The following is a 24,816-nucleotide window of genomic DNA, read 5'->3' on the forward strand; positions in this document are numbered from 1 at the left end:
GGATAAAGAATATTGGCAACCGGGCAGTCCCGGCAAAGTATTTGGAATCAATACGAAAAGGTGAGTTTTGCTGGGAAAGGGGCGGATAATCCACGAAAACCGGTTTTCTTCTTTCCGGCTTTCCGTATTTCGCTACCGGCTGGATAGTTATCCACATAAAATGTGCACATCCGCGTCTGTTGATTATCTTTGCGCCGTTATCCTGATTTTAGCCCCGGGATACCTGGTCCCTTCTATGAAACGTTTGCGCACTATTTTTGCTATCCTTTTGGGATTTATTCCCTACTGTGCTGTTGCCCAAAAGCAATCCAACAACTGGTTTTTTGGTGATCATGCAGCCATTACATTCAACAATGGTGCCCCCCAGGCTGTGTCCGGCTCTGCCATGCAGCAACGTGAGGGCTGTGCCTCCATTTCCGATCCCTCCGGTAACCTGATGTTCTATACCGATGGCATCACCGTTTGGAACGCCAGTAACCAACCCATGCCCAATGGTACCGGCCTTGGAGGGGAGGATATTGCCACTCAAAGCGCCGTTATTGTTCCTTTACCACAAAGCAAAACGCTCTATTACCTTTTCACGGTAGACGACTGGCAGAACGACTCCGGCAGCTTCCAGTATTCCATCGTGGATATGTCCAAGGATGGGGGGAAAGGTGACGTGGTGACCAAAAATGTGCTGATCAACAGCAAGGTACGTGAGCAGGTAACCTCCGTGTATTCCGGGAGCAACTGTAACGTCTGGATCATCACCCATGAAAAGGGAAATAATAATTTTGACGCTTACCTGCTCAGCGATGCCGGCCTGCAACCTACGCCGGTGGTATCTTCTGTGGGTATGGTATACCAGGGCACCAACCGTTACGGCTACCTGAAGTTTTCTCCAAACGGGAAAAAACTGGCCGCTGAACTGGGGCACCCGGATATTACTTCAGATATCACCATCCAGCTGTTTGATTTTGATAACCAGACCGGTATTGTGAGCAATGCCGTAACCGTGGCTACCGGCAACCAGCTGTTTGATGCCTATAGCCTTGAATTTTCCCCTTCTGGTAATGTGCTGTATGCCACTGCTTCTTATGGCAATGCCACACTCTACCAGTTCGATCTCAGCTCCGGTATTTCTTCCACGATCGAGGCATCTGTAAAGAATGTGGGGAACGGATATGAAGGCAAAACCTGCGTGCAACTGGCACCTGATAAAAAGATCTATGTTTCAAAAGATGGCTATCAATTCCTGGGTTGTGTCAATAACCCGGATGTGGTAGGTACCGGTTGTAATTATGTGAATAACGCGGTGGACCTGGGATCTGGCCGTGGGCGCCTTGGGTTCCCCAATTTTGTGCAAAGCTTTTTCCTGTACCCGTCCCTGGGTAAAAAAGAATATGATCTTTGTGAGGGGGAAAAACTGGATGTGGACGTGACCACTGCGGCCGGCGTAACTTATGAGTGGCAGGATGGCACCACGGGCCCAAAGTACAGCATTACCAAAAGTGGCCAGTACTGGGTGAAGGCCACGTTTGACAACTGTACCCGCTATGATACCACTGTGGCTAATTTTACCCCGCTGCCCATAGTAGATCTTGGAGCTGATACTACACTTTGCAATGGGGCTTCGCTCCAGCTGGATGCTAAAAATCCAGGGGCTACTTTCCTGTGGCAGGACAACTCCATCAGCCCTACTTACGCGGTGTCCAGTGCCGGTACCTATTCTGTAACGGTAACCAAAGATAAATGCAGTGCCTCAGATAATATCAAAGTGGATTATGCGCCCGGCTTTACCCTTGATCTTGGTAAGGATACCAATCTTTGCGCCGGCCAGCCCCTGAAGCTGCAGCCGGTGTACACCGGTACGGCCACTTTCCTGTGGCAGGACGGCAGCACCGCTGATAATTTTGACGTGCCTGGCGCTGGTAAGTTCTGGTTACGGGAAACGCGCAGCGGCTGCGCGGTGTCCGATACGATCAATGTTGCTGTTATCGCTTACCCGGTGGTAAGCCTGGGCAACGATACCACCCTTTGTGAAGGCAGCGAACTGCTACTGGATGCTACGAATACCGGCGTTACTTACGCCTGGCAGGATGGGACCACCGCTGCCACTTACAGTGTAATCAGTGCCGGCACCTATAGCGTTACAGCAAACCGTTCCGGATGTAAAACAACAGATGATATCAACGTAATCTACAACCCGCTTCCGGTAGTGGACCTGGGTAAAGACACCAGTCTTTGCGAGGGCTTGCCCCTGGTACTGCAAACCGCTTACACCGGCAGCCCCGATTTCCTCTGGCAGGACGGGAGCACGGCAGATAATTTCAATGTATCCGGTGCTGGTAAGTATTGGCTGCGGGAAACCCTGAATGGCTGTGCCAATTCAGATACCGTCCTGGTGGCCACCGTGGCTTATCCCGTAGTAGATTTTGGGCCCGATACCACGCTTTGCGAAGGCAATACTTTGTTGCTCAACGCTGCCGCGACCGGGGTAACCTACCGCTGGCAGGATGGCAGCAGCAATGCTTCTTATACGGTGAGCAGCGCTGGTACCTACAGCGTTACCGCAAACCGCCAGGGATGTAAAACCACCGTGGCTATTAATGTAAGCTATAGTGCCCTGCCGGTGGTAGACCTTGGGCAGGATGCCACCTATTGTACCGTACAACCGGTGGTGCTCGACGCCAGCGCCAGTGGAGGCGCCAGCTTCCTATGGCAGGATGGCTCCACTGCCTCCACATTCACTGTAGGCCAGACCGGCAAATATTGGGTGCAGGTACTCAATAATTTTGGCTGCGCCAACGCGGATACCGTACGCATCACCTATGATCTTTCCACAGATGGGAAAAGCCAGTTGGAGCACATGTGTATGAATGAACCTTTTGTACTGGATGCCGGTATTTTTACCAGCACGCCGGCCACCTACCGCTGGCAGGACGGAAGCACCACCCAGCAGCTGGTGGTACGCCAGCCCGGCCACTACATCGTGGAAGTGACCACTGCCTGCAAAACGGTAAAGGATACCATCCTGCTGGGGGTACGGGATTGCTCCTGCAAGCTGGAAATTCCCAATGCATTTTCTCCAAACGGGGACGGGCACAACGATATTTTCATGCCCAACATGAGCTATTGTGCTTTCAAAACTTATCACCTCTCGGTGTACAACCGCTGGGGTAATCTGTTGTTTGAAAGCAATGATCCGGGTATGGGATGGAACGGGACCTTTAAAGGCAGCCTTGCGGATGTGGCTACTTATGTGTACGTCCTCCAGTACCAGGCAATGGATGATTCTTCCATGCAATTGCGGAAGGGAACCGTTACGCTCTTACGGTAACCACGCCGCCGAGCATTTTGTTTTTGTACCTTGCCCCCCAAACTACAAATCCCTTGATCGCGTTTAACCAGGTCGAAAAATATTATGGCGATGTACTGGCCCTCCGCATCCCGCGGTTGTCGCTGGAGGCCGGCATCTATTGGGTGCAGGGTGCCAATGGCGCCGGCAAGACCACCTGTCTTAAAATGATGGCAGGCCTGCTGCCTTTCAAAGGCCAGGTGCTGCTCAGTGGTAGCATTGATAGCCGCAAACAACCCGTGGCCTACCGTAAAAAAGTGAACTACGCCGTAGCAGAGCCCCTCTACCCGGAATTTCTCACCGGCCGTGAACTCATCGCGCTTTACCAGCGCACCAAAGGCCCCGGTATTATCGATGCAAAGGAGCTGGCCCAGGTGCTGCATGCAGAAAGTTACCTGCATACGCCGGTAGGCACTTATTCCAGCGGCATGCTCAAAAAGCTGTCACTACTCCTGGCTTTCCTGGGCAATCCTTCCCTCATCCTGCTGGACGAGCCGCTGATCACACTGGACGCGGCCACCGTGCAGGCCATGTACAGCCTCATTAACCGCGTGCATGCGCAGGGCGTATCTTTCATGATCACTACCCACCAGGCCCTGGAAGAAGATGGGGTGCCACTTACCGGCACCCTGCAGGTGGCAGGTAAAACCATGGTCCGTTTATGATAGCGCTGCATAAAATGTTCATCGGGCGCTTTTATGTGCGCAACACCGCTTTTTTCCTGGTGCTCTTCTACCTGATGTTTGGTACCGTGGACGGAGGTAGCTTAGTGAGCTTTCACGTGGGCCTCATGAAAGGGTTCCTGACCAGTTGGGACTTCCTGGCGCTGGTACTGCTCACCTGGGGCGCATATGGGTACAAGTGCGTGTCTTTTGTGATGAAGACTTTTGTAACACCGCAATTTGCGCTGGTATACGAAACATGGGGTGTATTGCCGGCCGGTCAGCAGCGTGCCCTGGCCTTGTGGATCCAGTTTTCCATTTACCTGCCGGTACTGGTGTACAACGCGGTGGCTGGCGTGGTGGCCGTGAGGTTACATGCATGGATACCACTGGCTGTGACCATCGTTTTTAATACCGCTATGTGCATATGGCCGGTATTCCTCTACACGCGCCGCCTGCGCAATGCCGACCTGGAAGCGGCCGTACCCCGCTGGTTGCGGTGGCTGAACCGGCGCTGGATAAAGCCTTCCTGGCTGTATTATCCCTTTGAACTGGTGGTCAATCAACCCCGCCTGGTGTGGACCACCAAGGCCGCTTCTTTTGCGGTGCTTATGATCACCTTCCACTTCATGTCCGATGCCAGTTTTGATACCCGCGCCCTCATGCTGGGGGTATTGGTAATGGTAGGGCTGCACGCCATCGTTATCTTCCGCTACCGTTATTTTGAAGACCTTTCCCTCACTTTCATGCGCAACCTGCCCATCCCGCTCAGCCGCCGCTATGGCCAGTTATGGCTTACTTATGTGGTGTTGCTGCTGCCGGAGTTTGTGCTGCTGGGCGTGCATACCGCCAGGGTAGGGGCTTTCCCGCAAATGTGGATAGTGGTGAGTTACAGCGTAGCCCTTTGCATGCTGCTGCATAGCCTGTTGCTCTACCCGCGTATGGGAGAAGAGAGTTATATGCGCTGGGTGTTTGGGATCTTTTTTGTAACCCTGTTCATGATCCTGGCTTACCAGTACTTGCTCTGCCTGGCCTTACTGGTAGCGGCTTCCATTGGGGTATTTGGGCGCCAGTTCCTGCGCTATGAGCCAGTGATGGAGGAAGAGATCAAACAGTAGCCGTCGGCAGGATCAGGGTAAATACCGTTTCCTTATCCGGTACAGAATCCACCTTGATCTTGCCCCGGTGCAGTTTGATGATCTGCGCCGCCAGCGGCAGCCCCAGCCCAAACCCGTTCTCCGCGCGGTTTTCCTCAGCCCGGTAAAAAGGCCGGAAGATCTGTTCCAGCGCCTGCGGCGCAATGCCTTTGCCACTGTTGCGCACTTTCACCTGTATATCTTTGGTAACACTGAGTTCCAGGATAGCCGTTTGGTTGTCGGAATATTTACATGCATTCAGTACAATATTTTTGATGGCGCTGAATAACAATCCTTCATTGCCCAGCACCAGCAATTTTTTTTCCTCCGTGGGTAGCGCTACAAAGTCCACTTTTACATGGTAATCTGTACTGATCTTACTGATCTCTCCCGGCATGCGCAACAGGATCTCATCAATGCGCACGGGGAAAATGTCCAGTCCTGCCGGGGTGCCGGATGCTTTGGCAAACTGCAGCAAGGAGTGGGTGAGCTGGTTCAGTTTGTGCACATCTTCCCGCACGGAAAGCATCACGCGCCGGTACTCTTCTGCGCCGCGTTCCTTTTGCAGGGATACTTCCAGCTGGCTGTAAATGGAAGTGAGGGGTGTGCTCAGTTCATGTGAGGCGCTCGCAATGAACTGGCCCTGCGTGGCAAAACTTTCTTCCAGCCGGTTGAGCAGTACGTTCAGTGTTTCCGCAAGGTAGTTCCATTCATCTTTCCGGTCGCCGGTGCGGATGCGCTGGGTAAGGTTCTGCGCTTTGATGTCGTTCACGGCATCAGCCATTTTGCGGATGGGGCGCAGCAGCCGGGTGGAGAATAAATATCCTGCCGCAATGGTAATGAGAATGCCGCCAAAAAAGCAAAGCAGCAAAATAAAGTGCAACTGCTCCATATGGTCCCATCCATCCTCGTCATAGGCTGCCGCTACGAGGATCAGCGGGGTTTTGCCCTCCTGGAAATGGTAAGCCACTGCTTCTTTGCGGCCGTCGTTAAAGTACACTTCATTGCGGGTTTGGGCCGCCGCTAAAATATTTTTGCTCACGGGAAAGGGGGTAGCGCCTTTGTCGGTATACTCGTAGATCAGCTTTCCCTGGTAGTCATAGGCGGCAATGGTCTTGTTCATCATAGACACGGAAGTGGCCGCGTCAATTTTCTGGATCAGTGTTTCCCCGAAAATGTCCGACTGGTCCAGCAGGCGGGCCGTGGTCCGGGCACGGTTCACCAGCCGCGCGTCAAAGATATCCTTGCGGTTTGTGTAAGCGATGTAGTAGATGGACAGGCACACGATGAGCAGGATGGCAAACACGATGGCCGTAAAGAAGAAGGTGATCCTGAATTTTACCGGCATTTACGATGCATTTTCTTTGAGGATATAGCCCGTGCCCACCTGGGTTTGGATCAGCTTGTGGTCAAACTCCCGGTCTATCTTGTTGCGCAGGTAACTGATATATACATCTATCACATTGGTATTGCTGTCAAAGTCGGTGTCCCACACATTGATGGCAATGTCTACCCGGGAAAGCACCCGGTTCTTATTGCGCAGCATGTATTCCAGCAGTTGAAATTCTTTCAGCGTAAGGTTGATCTTTTGTCCGCTGCGGCTTATTTCCATGGTGTCCAGGTTCATTTCCAGGTCGGCGGCCTTCAGCGTATTGCCCATGGGCGTTTGCTGCTGCAGCACATGCTTCAGTTGTACCCGGATCTTCAGCAGCAGTTCCTTAAACTCAAAGGGTTTCACCATGTAATCATCGGCCCCGCTTTCATAGCCTTCCACTTTGTCATCCAGGGTGTTCAGTGCCGTGAGCATGATGATGGCCACCTTGTTGTTTTTCTGGCGGATGTAGCGGCACAGGTCATATCCGTTCACGCCGGGCAGGTTAATGTCCAGTATCACCAGGTCAAAGTCGCGGGCGCCGAAAATACGCTGCCCGATCTTCCCGTCGTAGGCCACTTCCACCTCGTACCCGTGCTCGGAAAGCCCGTATTTGAGGGTATCTGCGATCTTGCGCTCGTCCTCTACTATTAATATGTTGCCTGCTTCCATTTAAAATGAATTTCCAACGTCAGGGGAATTTCCAAGGAACAATTTCCAATATCAAGGCAATTTCCCAAAAAACAAGTTCCAATGTCAAATAAGTTCCGGGGCTCAATTTTCAATAGCAAAGCGGGTTTCTATTCCGGGAGTTCCTGCGGATGCAAGTAAGGCCCGGGGTCGGCTTTTTGCCGATGCCGCACTACCGCCTACGCCCTGGAACCTGACGTTGGACCTGTGATTTCCCCGCTATTGAAAATGGCTACCTGGTACTATCTGACCTCCAAATTTAGGGGGCCGGGTACAAAATTAAAGGCCTCTAATCTCATTTTAATGTGTCATTAATCCCCGTCTAACTCCGTGGAGATACATTGCGGAGGATTTAAAATCATGCTTCAAAAGTGCCTATGCTGCAATATTCAGGGGTAGCAAATTCCCGTTTGCCTTTGTATTCCACACATTTGAAAGATTGGATCTATTAAATAAAATTATATATGATAAAGAATGGACTGGTCCCGGTACTGGCTATGCTGGCCCTCGCCGGCTGCAAGGTGAAGGGGAATACAGAATCTGCAGAGCGGCCCCTGGCCCTGCCCGTACTGCGGGTAACGGCTACCGACACGGTGCTGCAGCAAGCCTACGTGGCGGACATACAGGCCTTGCAACATGTGGAGATCCGTGCCAAGGCGCCCGGCTTCATCGATAAGATCCTCGTAGATGAAGGCCAGACCGTAAAAAAAGGCCAGTTACTGTTCTCCATCGAAAATTCTGAATACCAGACCCAGCTTGCCCGCGCCAAAGCCGTACTGGCCAGCGCTGTAGCCGAAGCAGAGACCGCGGAGCTGGAAATGAAGCGTGTAAAGATCCTGGTAGACAAGAACGTGATCGCCAAATCTGAATATGACCTGGCAAAAGCCAAGGCCGCCGCCGCCCAGGCCCGCATTAATGAGGCGCGCTCCCAGGAGCAGGATGCCGCCATCCGCCTTTCCTACACGGATATCCGCAGCCCCTTTGATGGCGTGATAGACCGCATTCCCTTCAAACGCGGCAGCCTGGTATCTGAAGGCAACCTGCTCACCACCGTGAGCAACCTGGATGCCATCTACGCCTACTTTAATGTCAGCGAAAACGAATACCTGCGCTACGTGCAGCACCAAAAGGCCCAGCCGGATATGGACGATGTGCAACTGGTCCTCGCGGATGGCGACATTTACCCTTACCCCGGCAAGGTGGAAACCATGGAAAACGTATTTGACGAAAGCACCGGCTCCATCGCCTTCCGGGCCCGCTTCCCCAACCCCGGTAAACTCCTGAAACAAGGCGCCACCGGCAAGGTAAAGCTCACCACCAGGGCAGACAGCGTGCTGCTCATCCCGCAGAAATCCGTCTTTGAAATACAGGATAAAAACTACGTATTCCTGGTAGATAAAAATAACCAGGTAAAAATGCGCAACATAGAACCACGCAGCCGTGTCAATGACCTCATCATCGTACAATCCGGCCTGAAGGCAGGCGAAACCATCGTGTACGAAGGCCTGCAACAGGTGCGCGACGGGCAGGTGATTGCTCCGAAGCCGATTGCGATGAAATAAAAACGGTTACCTGTAACTGCTTTGAGATTGGAAATTGTCATTTGGAAATTGCTTTAGCTAATGGTCGAAACATTTATCAGACGCCCGGTCCTATCCCTGGTTATCTCTATCATATTAACACTGCTCGGGGTGCTGGCACTGCTTACGCTACCCATTGCGCAGTTCCCGGATATCGTGCCGCCCAGCGTGGTGGTCACTGCCAATTATAATGGTGCAAATGCGGAAGTGTGTGCAAAGGCAGTGGCTACCCCGCTGGAACGCGCTATCAACGGCGTGCCCGGCATGACCTACATGAACTCTGTGAGCAGCAACAACGGCACCACCCTGGTACAGGTATTCTTCCAGGTAGGCACAGACCCCGACCGTGCCGCGGTGAACGTACAAAACCGCGTCACCACGGTGCTCGATGAGCTGCCGGAAGAAGTTATCAAAGCCGGTGTAACCACAGAAAAAGAAGTGAACAGTATGCTGCTTTACCTCAATATCATGAGCAGGGACAGCAGCATGAACGAAGAGTTCATTTATAATTACGCAGACATCAACGTGCTGCCGGAGCTGAAGCGTATTGACGGCGTGGGCTTTGCCGAGATCATGGGTGCCCGCGAGTATTCCATGCGTGTGTGGCTGCACCCGGACCGTATGCTGGCTTACAACATCAGCACCGATGAGATCATTACTGCCCTGCGTGCCCAGAACATTGAAGCTGCACCGGGTACCGCAGGAGAAAACTCCGGGAAAGACCATGCCGTAAAACAATACATCCTTAAATACACCGGTAAGTTCAGCACACCGGAGGAATACCAGAACGTAGTATTGCGCGCAGATGCCGATGGCTCTGTGCTGCGCCTCAAGAACATTGCTGATATTGAGTTTGGGACGGTAAGCTATGACATGACGTCCAAGACAGACGGGCGCCCGTCTGCGTCCATCATGATCAAGCAGCGGCCGGGTAGCAATGCCAGTGATGTAATTGAAAACATCAAGGCCAAGATGGAGGAGCTGAAGACCACCAGCTTTCCACCGGGCATGGAACTGAACTACGCTTACGATGTATCCCGCTTCCTGGACGCCAGTATCCATGAGGTGTTGCGCACCCTGGTGGAGGCTTTTATCCTGGTGTTCATCGTGGTGTTTATTTTCCTGCAGGACTTCCGCTCCACGCTGATCCCTGCCCTGGCGGTGCCGGTAGCGCTGGTAGGCTCCTTGGCGTTTATGCAGCTGCTGGGTTTTTCCATCAACATGCTTACCCTGTTTGCACTGGTGCTGGCCATCGGTATCGTAGTGGACAATGCCATCGTGGTGGTGGAAGCCGTGCACGTGAAGATGACGCAGGAGCACCTGCCACCCCTGGAAGCTACTATTGCTGCCATGAAAGAGATCACCATGGCCATTATCACCATCACCCTGGTAATGTCCGCCGTGTTCATCCCCGTGGCATTTTTATCCGGCCCGGTGGGGGTGTTTTACCGGCAGTTCTCGCTTACGCTGGCCATTTCCATCGTGATCTCCGGTATCAATGCATTAACGCTTACACCAGCACTGTGCGCGCTGTTGCTGCGCCACGATCCTAGCCGGAAGCAAAACCTGCTCACCCGTTTTTACAACGTGTTCAACAAGAACTATGATAAAACAGAAAGGCGTTATGGTAAACTGGTGAGCCGTATAGCCGGCCGTAAGGCAGTGACCATGGCCATGTTTGGCTTCTTTGTGATCTGCGTGGCCGTGCTGGGAAAAGTACTGCCGGGTGGTTTCATCCCTACGGAAGACCAGGGTATGATCTACGTAAACGTAACCACCCCACCGGGTAGCACGGTAGAACGTACGGAAGAAGTGCTGGATGATATACAGGCCGTGGCATCGCAAATGGAGGTGGTGGAAAATACCAGTACCCTGGCGGGTTACAGCCTGATGAGTGACATCACCGGTGCTTCTTACGGCATGGCCATGATCAACCTCAAGATGTGGGAGCACCGGAAGGAATCCGTAGAAGAGCTGATCAAACAGCTGTACAAAAAAACAGCACATATCAGTGATGCCACCGTGGAATTTTTTGCACCCCCTACGGTGCCCGGTTTTGGTAATGCCAGTGGTTTTGAACTGCGCCTGCTGAATAAGAACCGCGGTGAAAGCCTGGAACAAACGGCCAAGGTGACCAATGACTTCATTGCCGCAATGCGGGCGGATAAGCGCATTGGCAGCGCCTTTACCAGCTTTGATCCTAACTTCCCGCAGTACCTTATCCACGTGGACCAGGAGATGGCCGCCAAAAAAGGCGTGACCATTGACAATGCCATGAGCACCCTGCAAACCCTGCTGGGCAGCTATTACGCTACTAACTTCATCCGCTTTGGGCAGATGTACAAAGTGATGCTGCAGGCCGCGCCACAATACCGTGGCAAGCCGGAAGATATCCTGAACCTGTACGTGAAGAACAACAAGGGGGAAATGGTGCCCTACGCTACCTTCATCAGGTTGGAGCGCGTGTTTGGGCCGGAGCAGATCACCCGCTATAACATGTACACCGCCTCCATGATAAATGGCGATGCGGCCACCGGTTATAGTAGTGGCGAGGCCATTGAGGCCATCCAGGAACTGGCCACTAAAAAACTGCCCCGCGGCTTCAGCTATGAATGGAGCGGCATGACGCGGGAACAGATCCTTTCCGGCAACCAGGCGGTGTATATCTTCCTCATCGTATTGGTATTTGTGTACCTGCTGCTGGCGGCCCAGTATGAAAGTTTCCTGCTGCCGCTGGCGGTGATCTTATCCTTGCCTGCAGGCATTTTCGGCTCCTTCCTGTTTTTGCAGATGACCGGCATGGATAACAATATTTATGCGCAGGTGGCCCTGGTAATGCTGGTAGGCCTGCTGAGTAAAAATGCGATCCTCATCGTGGAATTCGCCATCCAGCGCCGGTCGCACGGGCTCAGTATCCTGGAAGCGGCCAGGGAAGGCGCTATTTCCCGTTTACGCCCCATCCTCATGACCTCTTTTGCTTTCATTGCCGGGCTGGTACCGCTTTGTGTGGCCAGTGGGGCAGGGGCCATGGGCAACCGTTCCATTGGTATTGCCGCCGCGGGCGGCATGCTGATCGGTACCGTGTTCGGGTTGTTTCTCATTCCAGGTCTCTATGTGATCTTCGCCAGCATGGGCAAGAAGAAGAAGGCCGCAAAAATTAACGCACATCACGCATGACCAGATCTACAACTGCATATATAACGCTGCTAGCGGCTTTGCTGCTGGCAGGTAGTTGCAAGATGCCGCAGCCGGCCACTACGCCGGTGGTAAAGTCCCTGCCGGACAGTTTTCCGACAGGGGCCCCGGCATCGGCTGATACCGCTGCCATTGCCAGCATTTCCTGGCGCCATTTTTTTACAGACCCGCAGCTGGTATCGCTCATTGATTCCGCCCTGCATAATAATCCTGACCTGTGGATAGCGCAGGAACGCATCCGCATTGCACAGGCGCAACTGGCCATGAAACGCGCGGCCCTGCTGCCTTCTGTGAATGGCGGGATCTCTGCCGCGGCAGACCGTTACGGTGACTACACTATGAATGGTGTGGGCAATTATGATACAAACCTGTCGTCCAATATCAATAAGGACCAGCGCATCCCCACCAGTCCTACCTGGGATTATTTCATTGGCTTCCGCAGCAGCTGGGAGCTGGATATCTGGGGTAAGCTGAAGGATGAAAAGAGGGCTGCGGCCGCCCTGCTGCTGGCCACAGAAAAGGGCCGCCAGTATGGTGTTACCGCCATCGTAGCAGAAGTGGCTACGCACTATTACCGCTTGCTGGCGCTGGATAATGAGCTGGCCGTACTGCAGAAGAATATCGTGTTGCAACAAGCTGCACTGGAGGTAGTAAAAGTACAGAAAGAAGCTGGCCGTGCTACGGAGCTGGCCGTGCACCAGTTCAAGGCGCAACTGCTGCACACGCAGGCCCTGCAATACGCCACCCAGCAGGCCATTATAACGGAGCAAGCCGCCCTCAACCTGCTGGCAGGCCGCTACCCGCAGGATATTGCCCGGGATACCACCTTCTTTAAGCAGGAACTACCGGGTGCGTTGCAAACCGGCGTGCCTGCTTCCATGCTTACCCGCCGGCCAGACATACAACAGGCAGAATTGGAGCTGGTAGCGGCAAAAGCCAATGTGAGCGCCGCCCGCAAAGCATTTTTGCCCTCGCTGAACATTACGCCCTACCTGGGTTTGAACGCCTTCAGCGCTAACCTGCTTTTTGACGGGGGCTCTGTGGCAGCGGGTGCGCTGGCAGGGCTTACTACGCCCATTTTTGCACAAAACAAATTGAAAGCAGGCCATGCCATCGCCACGGCGGAGCAAAACCAGGCTTTATACCGCTACCAGCAAACATTGCTGCAGGGCTTTACGGAAGTGGTCACACAACTCCACCAGGTACGCAACCGCCGTGCGGCATTTGCCCTGAAACAACAGGAAGTAGCGGAGCTGACAGACGCAGTGTCTACGGTGAATGATCTTTACCTCACCGGCTATGCAAACTACCTGGAGCTGATCACGGCACAGAAAGGCGTATTGGAAGCAGAGCTTTCCCTGGCGGATGAGCGCCGGCAGGTACTGGAAGGCGTGATAAGCCTGTACCGCGCACTGGGCGGAGGCTGGGATGAAAACAGGCATTAACGGGTTTACCTATAATTTGTAGCTGTAGGGTTGAAGACAGGGCTGCTTTCCGGAAGGGGGCAGCCTTTTTTGTGTTATTTATGTATTTTAAGCGCGTCTGAAAATATATGTCATGAAGCCACTGTTGCTCTGTTTATGCCTCCTGCCTGTTACTGTTTTGGGACAAAGCAGGTTTATCAAGGTGAAAGAAGAACTGGTCTTTACTGATCCTCCTTTTGCACAATGCCATGCCTCCACGCTGTTGGAAACCCGCCCGGGAAGCCTGCTGCTGGCGGTGTTTGGCGGTGCGCATGAGGGCGCGGCCGGTGTGGCTATCTGGGCCAGCCACCATGAAAAAGGCGCCTGGCAGCAACCTGTTAAAGTAGCGGATGGCATGCTCCCGGCAACCGGCGTTTCCGCAGGGGGCAGCCTTCCCCCGGGAGTAGGCAAGGGGGGCGACCTTTCCCCGGCGGACAGCAGTAGTGGCAATTATCCCTGCTGGAACCCGGTGTTATTCAAACCAGGCAATAGCATCCTGTGGTTGTTTTACAAAGTAGGCCCAAACCCCAGGGAGTGGTGGGGCATGCTCAAAACTTCAGCAGATGATGGTAAGACATGGGGCGCCGCAAACCCGCTGCCGGTGGGCATCCTGGGGCCTGTTAAGAACAAGCCGGTGCGCCTGGCGGATGGCACTATCCTGGCGCCGTCCAGCGTGGAGGTATCGGAGCAGCGCTGGCAGGCGCATATAGAACGGTCAACGGATGGAGGGCGGCACTGGCAGTTCATCCCCATTGATACGGCCAATGCCGCAAAGGTGATCCAGCCCAGCATTTTACAATATCCCGGCCATCACCTGCAGGTGCTGTGCCGCAGCAACCAGGATAAGATTATGACGGCATGGAGCCATGACGATGGCCTTACCTGGGGCAAGCTGGCGCCCACCACGCTGCCCAATCCCAATTCCGGCACAGATGCCGTGACGCTCAAAAGCGGTACCCAGCTGCTGGTGTACAACCCCACCATGCAGGGCCGGGAATGGTTCAATAGCCGGGGCAAGCTGGCCGTGGCGGTGTCAAAAGATGGCGTGCACTGGCAGCAGGTGCTGGTGCTGGAAGACGGAAGCAATGATACCAATGAATACAGCTACCCCGCTGTGATCCAGGCACAGGATGGACTGGTACACATCAGCTACACCTATAACCGGAAGAATGTGAAACACGTAGTGGTAAAGGAAGTGCCCGTACATTAAGCAATGAAGGCACAGGAAGATCCCAAGCCGGTGGATTTAGATCCGCGGCTCTTTCGTCAGGAACTTGCGCTGGATCACGGTTTGCACCGGCTGGCCACTGATCTTGCTTTCCAGCCAGGAAATAATATCCAGGTACAGGAAAGAGCGGCGTTCATAAGGATTCCTGGAAATAAGCACCAGCCTTTCTTTGAGGTCAATAAAGGCCTCCTTCAGCGCCTTCGGATTGGCATAGATATTTTTACGCAGGAACTTCAGTATCTCTTCCATTACCTGGCCTAAATCCTTGTTCTTGGAAATAAAGTGGTATACAGATTTGATGAGGTATTCCACCAGGCTGTAATTTTCCAGCTCATAATGCGCAATAAGGTGCAGGATGCGCGCAAAGCATTGTATATCCGCCCGGAGGTTGCCAATGCGCAGGTTGATGATCTTATTCAGGTACACAATGGCATTGTTGTTATCCCCGCTGCCGAAATACAGGCAGGCAATCTTGTAATAGAACACCAGTACCCGGTGCTGGTCCAGCTTCAACTGGTGCTCCACGATGCCTTGTTCCAGAGAAGGGATCAGCTCTAAACCCTGGCTGAACGTGCCTTCCAGGAAGTGATGGTTCAGCTTTGCCGTGTACAGGTATACAAACGCGGTGGTACGGGTATTTTCATTGAAGGTTTCGTTATTGGCTTCGATGAATGATTCCAGTTCGTGCAGCGCCTGCACAAATTTGTGCTCATTCATGTTGAAGAAATGCGCCGTAAGCAGGTTGTGCATAGCCTTAATGTACAGGCCCACATCGGTTTGCAGCAGGGAAGGGTATTCGTCAAAAAGGTTGACCCATTTCTGCGTGTACCGGTAAAAGAGCAGGAAGTCCTGCAAAATATAGTAGTACCAGGAATAGGCCTGGTAGAGGTAGATCTTCTGGTAAAAATTGAGCTCAGCGGTCTTTACTTCCGGCTTGTTCTCTTCAAAAAAGGTGATCACTTCGTTGGCATCCTCGCTGCCGCGGGCATGGCCCAGTTTCAGGTACAGCCCATACATGCGCAGGGCCAGGGTGGACAGTTTGCTGATATTGGCCAGCTGGTGCTCTACCGCCTGGCTTTCTTCGGAAAGCTGCTCGGCGCGGTTTTCCAGGCTGCGGGTGATATGGCGGCCTTCAATGAGTTTTTCAAATTCAATGATCTCGTAGCAGAGCATCACTTCCCCGCGCTCATTGGCGGCCGTTTTGGTGCGGGCCAGCAGCTTCAGGCTTTGGTTGTACAGGCCCTTGTTGTACAGCACCCGGGCATAGTCCAGCTGTTCCCGCAGCTCAATGAGGGGATCTTTCTGCTTGTACAGCAGGCGGAGGCTCATGAGCAAATGCTTGTACAGGTGGGCTTTTACGTTGGAGAGCTGTTGTTTTTTTATGTCAGGTATTTTCCGGAGAATGGCGTCTTCATCATAGTCCTTAAGCTTATCCAGCACGTTGAATAACTGGATGAAAAGCACGTCTTCCTTGGCATTGTCCCGGTTAAAGGCCAACTGGAAATTCCGCTTTTCGGCTTTCGTTAGCGTTTTTATTAATATGAAGAGTGCGTCGTTTTGACTGTTGGACATCGTTTATTAAGTGATGTAAATTCTTAATTTACAATTGGTTAGCTAAAATGGAACGTGGTTAAAAATCGTAAAAACAGCAAATATAGGGAGCAGTCCCTTACGGCTGGTGATTAGATTTGAGTTAAAGAACTCATAGATAACAAATTTAGCGATTTTAGCTAAAGCCACCTTATAAACGCAATTACCGAAGATGGGAAAAACACTGGTAGACAAAATTTGGGATGCCCACGTCGTGGTCAGCAAGCCTGGCTTTCCGGACGTATTGTACATCAACACGCACTTTATCCATGAAGTAACCAGCCCGCAGGCTTTTGATGGCCTGCGCCGGCGCGGCCTGCCGGTGTACCGCACTGCCAAGACCCACGCCACGGCGGACCACAACGTACCCACCGTAGACCAGCACCTGCCCATCAAGGAGGCCCTGAGCCGCCACCAGGTGGAAATGCTGTCCAGTAACACTGCCGAATTTGGCGTAGAGCTGTATGGCCTGGGGCACCCGTACCAGGGCATTGTGCATGTGATAGGCCCGGAGCTGGGCATCACCCTGCCGGGTATGACCATCGTGTGCGGCGACAGCCACACCAGTACCCACGGGGCTTTTGGCGCCATTGCCTTCGGCATTGGTACCTCCGAGGTAGAAGAAGTACTGGCCACCCAGTGCATTCTCCAGTACCGCCCCAAGCGCATGAAAATCGAGATCAACGGCCAGCTGAAAAAAGGCGTTGTGTCTAAAGATATTATCCTCTACATCATTTCCCAGATCTCTGCCGCCGGTGGTACCGGTTACTTCGTGGAGTTTGCCGGTGAAGCCATCCGCAGCCTCTCCATGGAAGCCCGCATGACCATCTGCAACATGAGCATTGAAATGGGCGCCCGCGGCGGCCTTATCGCCCCGGACGATACTACTTTTGACTACCTCAAAGGCCGTGAGTTTGCCCCCAAAGGCGCGGACTGGGACAAGGCCCTGGCTTACTGGAAAACCCTGTACTCTGACGCGGACGCCCAGTTTGACAAGGTGCTCACTTTTGATGCGGCCAGCATTGAGCCCATGATCACCTACGGTACTAACCCGGGTATGGGCATTGGCATCACCCAGCACATTCCCGCCGTGGAAGCCCTGGACGAAAAAGAAAAAACGTCTTTCAGGAAATCACTGGAATATATGGACCTGCAGCCGGGTACCGGCCTGCTGGGCAAGAAAGTGGATTACGTGTTCATCGGCAGCTGCACCAACAGCCGCATTGAAGACCTCCGCATGGTAGCCGAATTTGTAAAAGGCAAGAAAAAGGCCGACGACGTGACCGTATGGATCGTGCCCGGCTCCAAGCAGGTAGAAGCCCAGGCCAAGGCTGAAGGCATCCATGAAATTTTTGAAGCCGCGGGCTTCCACCTCCGTGAGCCCGGCTGCTCCGCCTGCCTGGGTATGAACGAGGACAAGATCCCCGCCGGCATGTACTGTGTCTCCACTTCCAACCGCAACTTTGAAGGACGCCAGGGCCCCAACGCCCGCACCTTCCTGGCCAGCCCCCTGACCGCCGCTGCTGCCGCCATCACGGGTAAGGTGACGGATGTGAGGGAGTGGCTGTAAAATGGTCCTAGGTCTTATGCCCTAAGTCCTAGGTACCGGCAAGCGAAACAATTACTTGATGTTTTAAAGGTACCTGGGACCTAAAACCTGGGACCTGAGCCAAATTTTATCAACATGTCATGGAACGCAGATTTATATAAGAACCAGCACGCTTTTGTTTTCCAATATGGCGAAAGCCTGCTGGAGTGGCTGCAGCCCAAGGCCGGTGAGCAGATCATTGACCTGGGTTGCGGCACCGGTGAGCTCACTGCGAAGATCGCGGAGAGCGGGGCTTCGGTAGTGGGGCTGGATGCATCGGCCAATATGATTGCCAGTGCAAAGGACCACTATCCGAATGTGCACTTTGAAGTGGCGGATATTACCAAATTCACGGTGGAACAGCCGGTGGATGCTATCTTCTCCAACGCTACCCTGCACTGGGTAAAAAAGAAGAAGAAAGCTGCCGCCCGCATGTACGCCGCACTGAAGCCCGGTGGACGCCTGGTGCTGGAAATGGGAGGGAAGGATAACATTGCCTCCATCCTGGCCGGCCTCAAAAAAGTGCTCACCAAACATGGCTACACCTACGAGCCTTACTGGTACTTTCCCTCCGTGGCCGAGTATACCAAAGTGCTGGAAAATGCAGGCTTCCGGGTGAACCGCGTAGTATATTTTGACCGCCCCACCCAGCTGAGCGACGCCCAAAACGGCGTGGCGGTGTGGCTGCGAATGTTTGGTGCCGGCTTCCTTACCCACGTACCGGAAGACGAAAGAGAAAAGATCCTCCAGGAAGTGAACGACCTGGTGGTACCTCACCTCCTCAAAGACGGGGTGCTGTACGCAGACTACCACCGCCTGCGCGTAGAAGCAGTGAAATTGTAAAAATGGTTCCGGTCTTATGTACCGGGCCCCGCGACCTAAGACAAAAATTCAAGATCATTACAAAGCATGAAAAAAATATTCAAACACCTCGTTTCCAGCGTAGTGCCGGTAAACATTGAAAACATCGATACGGACCAGATCATTCCTGCCCGTTTCCTGAAAGCCACCACCCGTGAGGGTTTTGGCGAAAACCTGTTCCGCGACTGGCGTTATGATGCCAACAACCAGCCCAAACCGGATTTTGTGCTGAACAACCCGGTCTACAGCGGCGAGATCCTGGTAGCGGCTAAGAACTTCGGTTGCGGCAGCTCCCGTGAGCACGCCGCCTGGGCCATTGCCGATGCCGGTTTTAAAGTAGTGATCAGCAGCTTTTTTGCAGACATCTTCAAAGGCAATGCCCTCAACAACTTTGTACTGGCTGCACAGGTGAGCGATGATTTCCTGGCAAAGATCTTTGCCGCCGTGGAGGCCGATCCCAAAGCACAGCTGGAAGTAGACCTGGAAAACCAGTTTGTAAAGATCGTATCCACCGGTGAGCAGGAAAACTTTGACATCAACCCGTACAAAAAGGCCTGCCTCATGAACGGTTATGATGACATTGACTACATCCTCAGCCTGAAAAAGGACATAGAAGCGTACGAAGCCACCCGGGAATTTAATTTTTAAAATCGTACAGCGTACAACGTACAGCGTACAACGTACAACGATTACATTAACAATCTGACAATCCAACAATCTAGCAATCTAAATGAGCGTTGACAAAAAGATCCTGGTCATTCCCGGGGACGGAATTGGACAAGAAGTAACCACCTGGGGACAGAAAGTATTGACGGCCATTGCCAGCAACTACCGCCACAACTTCACTTTCGAAGAAGCGCTGATGGGCCACGTAGCCATTGAAGCCACCGGCAATCCCCTGCCCGATGAAACCCTGGAAAAGGCGCGCCGCAGTGATGCCATTCTCTTTGGTGCCATTGGCCACGCGAAATACGATAACGATCCCACGCTGAAAGTAAGACCCGAACAGGGCCTGCTGAAGATCAGGAAAGAACTGGGCCTGTATGCTAACCTGCGCCCCATCAAGCTGTTTGATGAACTGCTGGAAGCTTCCAGCATCAAGCCGGAGATCCTCCGGGGTGCAGATATCCTCTTCTTCCGTGAGCTGACCGGCGACGTATATTTCGGGGAAAAGAAGCGCAGCGAAGACCGCAACACCGCGTCTGACCTGATGATCTATCACCGCTATGAAGTAGAGCGCATTGCCCACAAAGCATTTGCCGCCGCGCAGACCCGCCGCAAAAAACTTTGCTCTGTAGATAAAGCCAATGTGCTGGAAGCCTCCCGCCTGTGGCGCGAAGTGGTACAGGAAGTGGCCAGGCAATATCCCGATGTGGAAACGGAACACATGTTCATTGACAACGCCGCCATGCAGCTGATCAAAGATCCCAAACGCTTTGATGTGGTGCTCACGGCCAACCTGTTTGGCGACATCCTCACCGATGAGGCATCCCAGATCGCAGGGTCCATGGGCATGCTGGCATCTGCATCCGTAGGCGATACCATTGGTTTCTATGAGCCCATTCACGGTTCCGCGCACGACATAGCCGGTAAAGGCATTGCCAACCCGCTGGCGTCTATCCTTTCCGCTGCCCTCATGCTGGACATTTCTTTTGGCCTGAAAGAAGAAAGCTCCCGCGTGATCAAGGCCGTGGAAGCCACGCTGCGCCAGGGTTACAGGACCATGGACATTGCCAATAAACATACGCCGAACGACCTGTACCTGAGCACTGACCAGATGGGTGCCAAGGTGCTGGAAAACCTGAACTAAGCCTCCTTACCATTCCGATCAACCGACATAAATACAGCAACTATGAGCGATAAGAATCGTGTATATATTTTCGATACCACCCTGCGCGATGGTGAGCAGGTGCCGGGCTGCCAGCTCACTACCGTAGAAAAGATCGTCATTGCCAAAAAACTGGAAGCACTCGGTGTAGACGTGATCGAAGCAGGCTTCCCCATCTCCAGCCCCGGCGACTTCCAGAGCGTGGTGGAGATATCCAAAGCCGTGTCTGAGCCCGTGATCTGCGCACTTACCCGCGCTAACACCAAGGACATTGACGCTGCCGCAGACGCCCTGCAATACGCTAAGCGCAAACGCATCCACACCGGCATTGGTGCGTCTGACATGCATATCAAGTACAAGTTCAACAGCACCCGGGATGAGATCCTGCAGCGTGCGGTAGACGCTGTGAAGTATGCAAAGAAATACGTGGAAGACATCGAGTTCTACGCAGAAGACGCCGGCCGCGCGGACAATGAATACCTGGCCCGCATGATCGAAGCGGTGATTGCCGCCGGTGCCACCGTGGTAAACATCCCGGACACCAATGGCTACTGCCTGCCGGACCAGTATGGCGCCAAGATCAAATACCTGGTAGACCATGTGAAGAACATTGATAAAGCCATTATTTCTGTACACTGCCATAACGACCTGGGACTGGCTACCGCCAATACTATTGCCGGTATCATGAACGGCGCCCGCCAGGCGGAATGTACCATTAACGGTATTGGTGAAAGAGCGGGTAACACTTCCCTGGAAGAAGTGGCCATGATCCTGCAAACCCACCATGCATTGGGTTACCACACCGGTATCCAGAGCAAGAACATCTACGAGATCAGCAAGTCTGTAGAGAATATGATGCGCATGCCTGTGCAGCCCAACAAAGCCATCGTGGGCCGCAACGCCTTTGCACACAGCTCCGGCATTCACCAGGATGGTGTGCTCAAGCACCGCGAAAATTACGAGATCCTCAACCCGGAAGATGTAGGCATCAGCTCCAATTCCATTATCCTCACCGCCCGCAGCGGCCGTCATGCCCTGAAGCACCACCTGGAGCGCCTGGGCTACAAGCTGGATAAAGTGAACCTGGACGAAGTGTACAACCGCTTCCTGGTAGTAGCAGATAAAAAGAAAGAAATTGCCGACAGTGACCTGCTGGAACTGATGGGCGATGGTGATAGCAACAACTACGACGATAAGGCCATCAAAGTGACCCTGCTGCAGGTAGTGTGTGGCGATCCGCTGCGCCCCATGGCCACCGTGCGGCTGAAGGTGAACGGGGAGGAGAAGGAAGCCAGCTCCGCCGGCAATGGACCTGTGAATGCCACGATCAACGCCATCCAGGAGATCATCAAAGACACCATCGAGATCGATGAATTGAGTATCCAGGCCATGCACGGTGGCAGTGCGGATGTGAGCAAGGTGAACATGCGCGTGCAGCACAAGGGACAGTCGTTCTACGGCTTCGGTTACAGCACCGACATCGTGAATGCTTCTGTAAACGCTTACGTGGACGCGCTGAACAAGATCTACTAAACGCCAAACTTTATAGTCGTAAAAAAGGCCGTCTCCGCAAAGGAAGACGGCCTTTTTATTTGCCTTGGGAAAATGGTGGCTTATTTGTTGAAAACCGCTACCAGCCTGGTAAAGGCCACACTGCGTTTACTATTCACCACAAAAAGGTAAATGCCATTGTGCAGGGATGCAATATTCAACGGCACGTTGTTGCCCATGGCCCGGGTTTGCAGCACGCGCTGCCCGTTCAGTGCATATACATCTACCAGGTAATTTTCACTGGGGTCCGGGCCATCCAGGTAGATGGTGCCGGAAGCAGGATTGGGGTAGAGGTACTTGCAGGGAGCTGCGCCACCATGGCCATTTTGAGACGGCGGTGTTTTCACCGGTGCTTCGTCAGGGTAGGTGAAGGGATAGTCAATGCGTGCCTGCTGGAACTGGATCTCCAGCTGGTCTGTCCAGCCAAAAGCGGTATCTGCCTGTTGCTTCAGGTTATAGCCTGCAGCGCCACTCCAGAAGTGCACAAACTCGCCCATGTTCATGCTCTTGGAGTAAGCCCCGTCATGCTGCGGGAAGTATTGCGATACCAGGAGGAAATACCGGGACAGGGCCTGGCTGGAATCTGCAGAACGGTCATAGATGGGGTAGAACCAGTTCTTGAACCACTGCGTGTTCTTGCGCGGAAAATCATCGTACTGGGTCTGCATCTGCGTGTACAGGTCGTTTTTCAGGTAGGCGTATGCAGGGCCCATGTGGTTGTACACGTCATACACGAAGATCTCCGCCCATTTGCTGTCGCCCCAGAGGCCAAAGGCAGGCGATCCCCATACATCATCAGCAGATCCTTCCACGATATGGCACATCTCGTGCACGCTGGCGCCATGGTTCCAGTTGCCGGTATCGGCCCAGTTGCCCGCTACATCTGTGACGTTGCGGTAGTCGTGCGATGAATCAAAGACCACGGAGGGGTGCCCGCCACTGTAAATGCTGGTGGGCGGCATGCTATGCAGTACCACGTACAGGCGCGGATCGCAGAAAGAGCCGTAGTTCTTTTTTACATACTGCCACGCGGAGGTGTAGAAGGCTTTCGTCCACTCGCTTTGCTGGCGGTCCACCGCGTAGTCAAAGTACATGGCAATGTCATTGTTCATATACACGCGGTCCAGCAGGGCGCGGTGCTCATACCAGTGTTCCTGCCAGGTGGCTGGTGGTGCATCCGGTACGGTACGTGCGCTGGCATAGGCCCACGCAGAAGTACCATAGGCATTTTCTGCGCGCAGGCGGTAATAATATTGCGTCATAGGATGTAGGTGGCGGTGGAAGTATGCGGAACTGTTGGCATCCAGCGCCACTTCGCTGTTCCAGTGCAGGCTGTCTGCGGAATATTGCAACACGTACCCCGTTTCATTCATCGCACTGTCTGTCCAGGACAGGGCCAGCTGGTAGGGTGAGTTGCCGTACACCTGGAACAGGCCTGGCTTTGCGGGCTTGTTTTTATTCACCTGGCCGTTGCCATCGCCCATCAGCTGGAAGTCCGCCAGTTGCAGGTCATTACCGCCAATGCTGGTAAGGATGCGCAGGCGGTAGTACTTGTAACTTTTGGTATTGGTGAGCGGGTACAGTTTGCGTTGGTGCCGGTCTATGAAATACTCCATGTGGCGGGTGTCCAGCGGCGTCCAGTTACTGCTGTCTGCAGAAGCTTCCAGCACCCAGTCGTATGGATCACGCTCCGGCGCATCATTGCCGGAAGTAACAGCGTATTGCTTTGCGGTAGCGCCCCCATCCAGCACATAGGTAAGGTTGTCAAAGCTGCGGTAGCAGTACAACTTGGTGTAGATGTTATCATCAAAGGCCTGTTGTATGCCTTCTGCATTCCGGATGTTCCAGGTGTCATACACCCGCTTGTCGGCAAAGCGGTTCAGGCTGGGCAGATCCGCCAGGGTGTTGGATCTTGCGGATACCGTTGGGGAGGGTTTGGACACCCCGTTGCTATCCAGTACGCGCAGGCGGTAGAGCAGCAGTGCATTAGAGCGCACGTTTGCATCCGTGTATTGTTTGGCCGGCAGGGCAGCGGTGTCTATCGTTACAAAGTGGATGCCGTCATCACTGCGGCTTATCACCATGCCTTTGGCTTTTTCATTGCCGGCATTGCTCCATCGGATCACTACATCCTGGCGCTGTGCTTTGGCTGTAGGCACGGGCGGGGTAAGGTCATTGGAGTAATCCATCAGTTCCAGCTCCGCGATCTCGGTAACGGGGCTGCCGCTGTTGAAGAAGATAATAAGTTGGTACGATGTGTAAGGTACCGGGCTCGCAATCTTAAAAACCTTGCGTTCACCCGCGGTAAAGGATATGCCAAACTCCGCGTCCAGTGCGGTCCATGCTTTGCCATCCGGCGCACCAAAGAGCATCCAGCCGGCTGGATTGCGGGCCAGGGAATCTGTGCCCACAGTAATGGCATAGCGCAGTACTTCACTCACTTGGTCGCTTTGATAGGTGATGTGGATCTGCTGGCTGGCTGGCGCTATGTACGAAGTAGCAGTGTTGCCATCCGCCAGTTTGGAAATACCCTGGGCAGGGTCGGCCGGTTCAAAATCAGTGGTCAGCGTGCCGCCATCCCGCAGGATGTTTTGTGCGCACACTTCCCCCGTTGCGCACAGCAATGCCATGCACAAGGCAGCTTTGTGTAAAAAGGAATGCATAAAAATGGGTTTACCTAAACGACCCCGGTGATTCGCTCGTTTGGTTGGTTAAAAATGAAATGCTGTCTT

Annotated in this window: 16 protein-coding genes; 12 read left to right on the top strand and 4 right to left on the bottom strand. The window is 53.4% G+C overall.

The features are described from left to right. Positions 1-235 precede the first annotated feature (235 nt). The 3 genes from DCC81_RS13050 to DCC81_RS13060 are packed head-to-tail and all read left to right on the top strand — an operon-like array spanning position 236 to position 5,120. Positions 236-3,322, top strand: a complete 3,087-nt coding sequence (locus DCC81_RS13050; protein WP_165806564.1) for a T9SS type B sorting domain-containing protein — start codon at positions 236-238, stop codon at positions 3,320-3,322. 53 nt (positions 3,323-3,375) lie between these two features. Continuing rightward, a complete protein-coding gene (locus DCC81_RS13055) occupies positions 3,376-4,005 on the top strand; it encodes an ABC transporter ATP-binding protein (protein WP_108687067.1) in 630 nt (209 codons plus the stop codon). Next, positions 4,002-5,120, top strand: coding sequence for a hypothetical protein (locus DCC81_RS13060; RefSeq protein ID WP_133177654.1), 1,119 nt, complete (start codon positions 4,002-4,004; stop codon positions 5,118-5,120). The genes DCC81_RS13055 and DCC81_RS13060 overlap by 4 nt, the downstream gene beginning before the upstream one ends. Here DCC81_RS13060 and DCC81_RS13065 read toward each other — a convergent pair. Together DCC81_RS13065 and DCC81_RS13070 are read right to left on the bottom strand one after the other, a co-directional pair. After that, positions 5,110-6,486 (bottom strand): sensor histidine kinase, encoded by a 1,377-nt coding sequence (locus DCC81_RS13065; protein WP_108687069.1) that lies wholly within the window; start codon positions 6,484-6,486, stop codon positions 5,110-5,112. The two genes, DCC81_RS13060 and DCC81_RS13065, sit on opposite strands and share 11 nt — an antisense overlap. Continuing rightward, positions 6,487-7,182 carry a response regulator transcription factor gene (locus tag DCC81_RS13070; RefSeq protein WP_108687070.1) on the bottom strand — a complete coding sequence of 232 codons (696 nt, stop codon included), beginning with the start codon at positions 7,180-7,182 and terminating at the stop codon, positions 6,487-6,489. 482 nt (positions 7,183-7,664) lie between these two features. On the opposite strand from DCC81_RS13070, the gene DCC81_RS13075 reads away from it, so the two are divergent. The 4 genes from DCC81_RS13075 (at position 7,665) to DCC81_RS13090 (ending at position 14,648) form a co-directional block, all read left to right on the top strand. Further along, the gene (locus DCC81_RS13075; protein ID WP_108687071.1) at positions 7,665-8,762 is read left to right on the top strand and encodes an efflux RND transporter periplasmic adaptor subunit; all 1,098 of its coding nucleotides are present in this window, start codon (positions 7,665-7,667) and stop codon (positions 8,760-8,762) included. Positions 8,763-8,822: 60 nt separating this feature from the next. Beyond that, a complete protein-coding gene (locus DCC81_RS13080; protein ID WP_108687072.1) occupies positions 8,823-11,957 on the top strand; it encodes an efflux RND transporter permease subunit in 3,135 nt (1,044 codons plus the stop codon). Further along, positions 11,954-13,420 carry an efflux transporter outer membrane subunit gene (locus DCC81_RS13085; protein WP_108687073.1) on the top strand — a complete coding sequence of 489 codons (1,467 nt, stop codon included), beginning with the start codon at positions 11,954-11,956 and terminating at the stop codon, positions 13,418-13,420. The genes DCC81_RS13080 and DCC81_RS13085 overlap by 4 nt, the downstream gene beginning before the upstream one ends. A 112-nt stretch (positions 13,421-13,532) precedes the next feature. Continuing rightward, positions 13,533-14,648 (top strand): sialidase family protein, encoded by a 1,116-nt coding sequence (locus DCC81_RS13090; protein WP_108687074.1) that lies wholly within the window; start codon positions 13,533-13,535, stop codon positions 14,646-14,648. Positions 14,649-14,684: 36 nt separating this feature from the next. On the opposite strand, the gene DCC81_RS13095 is transcribed toward DCC81_RS13090, so the two are convergent. After that, complete coding sequence (locus tag DCC81_RS13095) at positions 14,685-16,238, bottom strand: hypothetical protein (RefSeq protein ID WP_108687075.1); 1,554 nt, start codon at positions 16,236-16,238, stop codon at positions 14,685-14,687. Positions 16,239-16,428: 190 nt separating this feature from the next. Between DCC81_RS13095 and leuC the strand changes: the two genes are divergently transcribed. The 5 genes from leuC to DCC81_RS13120 all read left to right on the top strand — a co-directional run bounded on the left by leuC (position 16,429) and on the right by DCC81_RS13120 (position 22,066). After that, positions 16,429-17,826, top strand: coding sequence for a 3-isopropylmalate dehydratase large subunit (leuC, locus tag DCC81_RS13100; protein ID WP_108687076.1), 1,398 nt, complete (start codon positions 16,429-16,431; stop codon positions 17,824-17,826). Positions 17,827-17,940: 114 nt separating this feature from the next. After that, a complete protein-coding gene (locus DCC81_RS13105; protein ID WP_108687077.1) occupies positions 17,941-18,687 on the top strand; it encodes a methyltransferase domain-containing protein in 747 nt (248 codons plus the stop codon). Positions 18,688-18,753: 66 nt separating this feature from the next. Beyond that, on the top strand, positions 18,754-19,353 hold the full coding sequence (leuD, locus tag DCC81_RS13110; protein WP_108687078.1) for a 3-isopropylmalate dehydratase small subunit: 600 nt from the start codon (positions 18,754-18,756) through the stop codon (positions 19,351-19,353). An 82-nt stretch (positions 19,354-19,435) separates the two neighbouring features. Further along, positions 19,436-20,515 carry a 3-isopropylmalate dehydrogenase gene (gene leuB, locus DCC81_RS13115; RefSeq protein ID WP_108687079.1) on the top strand — a complete coding sequence of 360 codons (1,080 nt, stop codon included), beginning with the start codon at positions 19,436-19,438 and terminating at the stop codon, positions 20,513-20,515. A 42-nt stretch (positions 20,516-20,557) separates the two neighbouring features. Beyond that, positions 20,558-22,066, top strand: coding sequence for a 2-isopropylmalate synthase (locus DCC81_RS13120; RefSeq protein WP_108687080.1), 1,509 nt, complete (start codon positions 20,558-20,560; stop codon positions 22,064-22,066). Positions 22,067-22,146: 80 nt separating this feature from the next. Here DCC81_RS13120 and DCC81_RS13125 read toward each other — a convergent pair whose 3' ends face one another. Continuing rightward, complete coding sequence (locus tag DCC81_RS13125; RefSeq protein ID WP_108687081.1) at positions 22,147-24,747, bottom strand: T9SS type A sorting domain-containing protein; 2,601 nt, start codon at positions 24,745-24,747, stop codon at positions 22,147-22,149. Positions 24,748-24,816 lie beyond the last annotated feature (69 nt).

Source organism: Chitinophaga parva (genome assembly GCF_003071345.1).
Classification (GTDB): Bacteria; Bacteroidota; Bacteroidia; order Chitinophagales; family Chitinophagaceae; genus Chitinophaga; species Chitinophaga parva.

Bases quoted from the DNA above. Each gene is read 5' to 3' on its own strand.
- DCC81_RS13105 (WP_108687077.1), top strand. From the start codon at position 17,941: ATGTCATGGAACGCAGATTTATATAAGAACCAGCACGCTTTTGTTTTC.
- DCC81_RS13080 (WP_108687072.1), top strand. From the start codon at position 8,823: ATGGTCGAAACATTTATCAGACGCCCGGTCCTATCCCTGGTTATCTCT.
- leuB (WP_108687079.1), top strand. From the start codon at position 19,436: ATGAGCGTTGACAAAAAGATCCTGGTCATTCCCGGGGACGGAATTGGA.
- DCC81_RS13050 (WP_165806564.1), top strand. From the start codon at position 236: ATGAAACGTTTGCGCACTATTTTTGCTATCCTTTTGGGATTTATTCCC.
- leuD (WP_108687078.1), top strand. From the start codon at position 18,754: ATGAAAAAAATATTCAAACACCTCGTTTCCAGCGTAGTGCCGGTAAAC.
- DCC81_RS13120 (WP_108687080.1), top strand. From the start codon at position 20,558: ATGAGCGATAAGAATCGTGTATATATTTTCGATACCACCCTGCGCGAT.
- DCC81_RS13065 (WP_108687069.1), bottom strand. From the start codon at position 6,486: ATGCCGGTAAAATTCAGGATCACCTTCTTCTTTACGGCCATCGTGTTT.
- DCC81_RS13070 (WP_108687070.1), bottom strand. From the start codon at position 7,182: ATGGAAGCAGGCAACATATTAATAGTAGAGGACGAGCGCAAGATCGCA.
- DCC81_RS13125 (WP_108687081.1), bottom strand. From the start codon at position 24,747: ATGCATTCCTTTTTACACAAAGCTGCCTTGTGCATGGCATTGCTGTGC.
- DCC81_RS13090 (WP_108687074.1), top strand. From the start codon at position 13,533: ATGAAGCCACTGTTGCTCTGTTTATGCCTCCTGCCTGTTACTGTTTTG.
- DCC81_RS13095 (WP_108687075.1), bottom strand. From the start codon at position 16,238: ATGTCCAACAGTCAAAACGACGCACTCTTCATATTAATAAAAACGCTA.
- DCC81_RS13085 (WP_108687073.1), top strand. From the start codon at position 11,954: ATGACCAGATCTACAACTGCATATATAACGCTGCTAGCGGCTTTGCTG.
- leuC (WP_108687076.1), top strand. From the start codon at position 16,429: ATGGGAAAAACACTGGTAGACAAAATTTGGGATGCCCACGTCGTGGTC.
- DCC81_RS13060 (WP_133177654.1), top strand. From the start codon at position 4,002: ATGATAGCGCTGCATAAAATGTTCATCGGGCGCTTTTATGTGCGCAAC.
- DCC81_RS13075 (WP_108687071.1), top strand. From the start codon at position 7,665: ATGATAAAGAATGGACTGGTCCCGGTACTGGCTATGCTGGCCCTCGCC.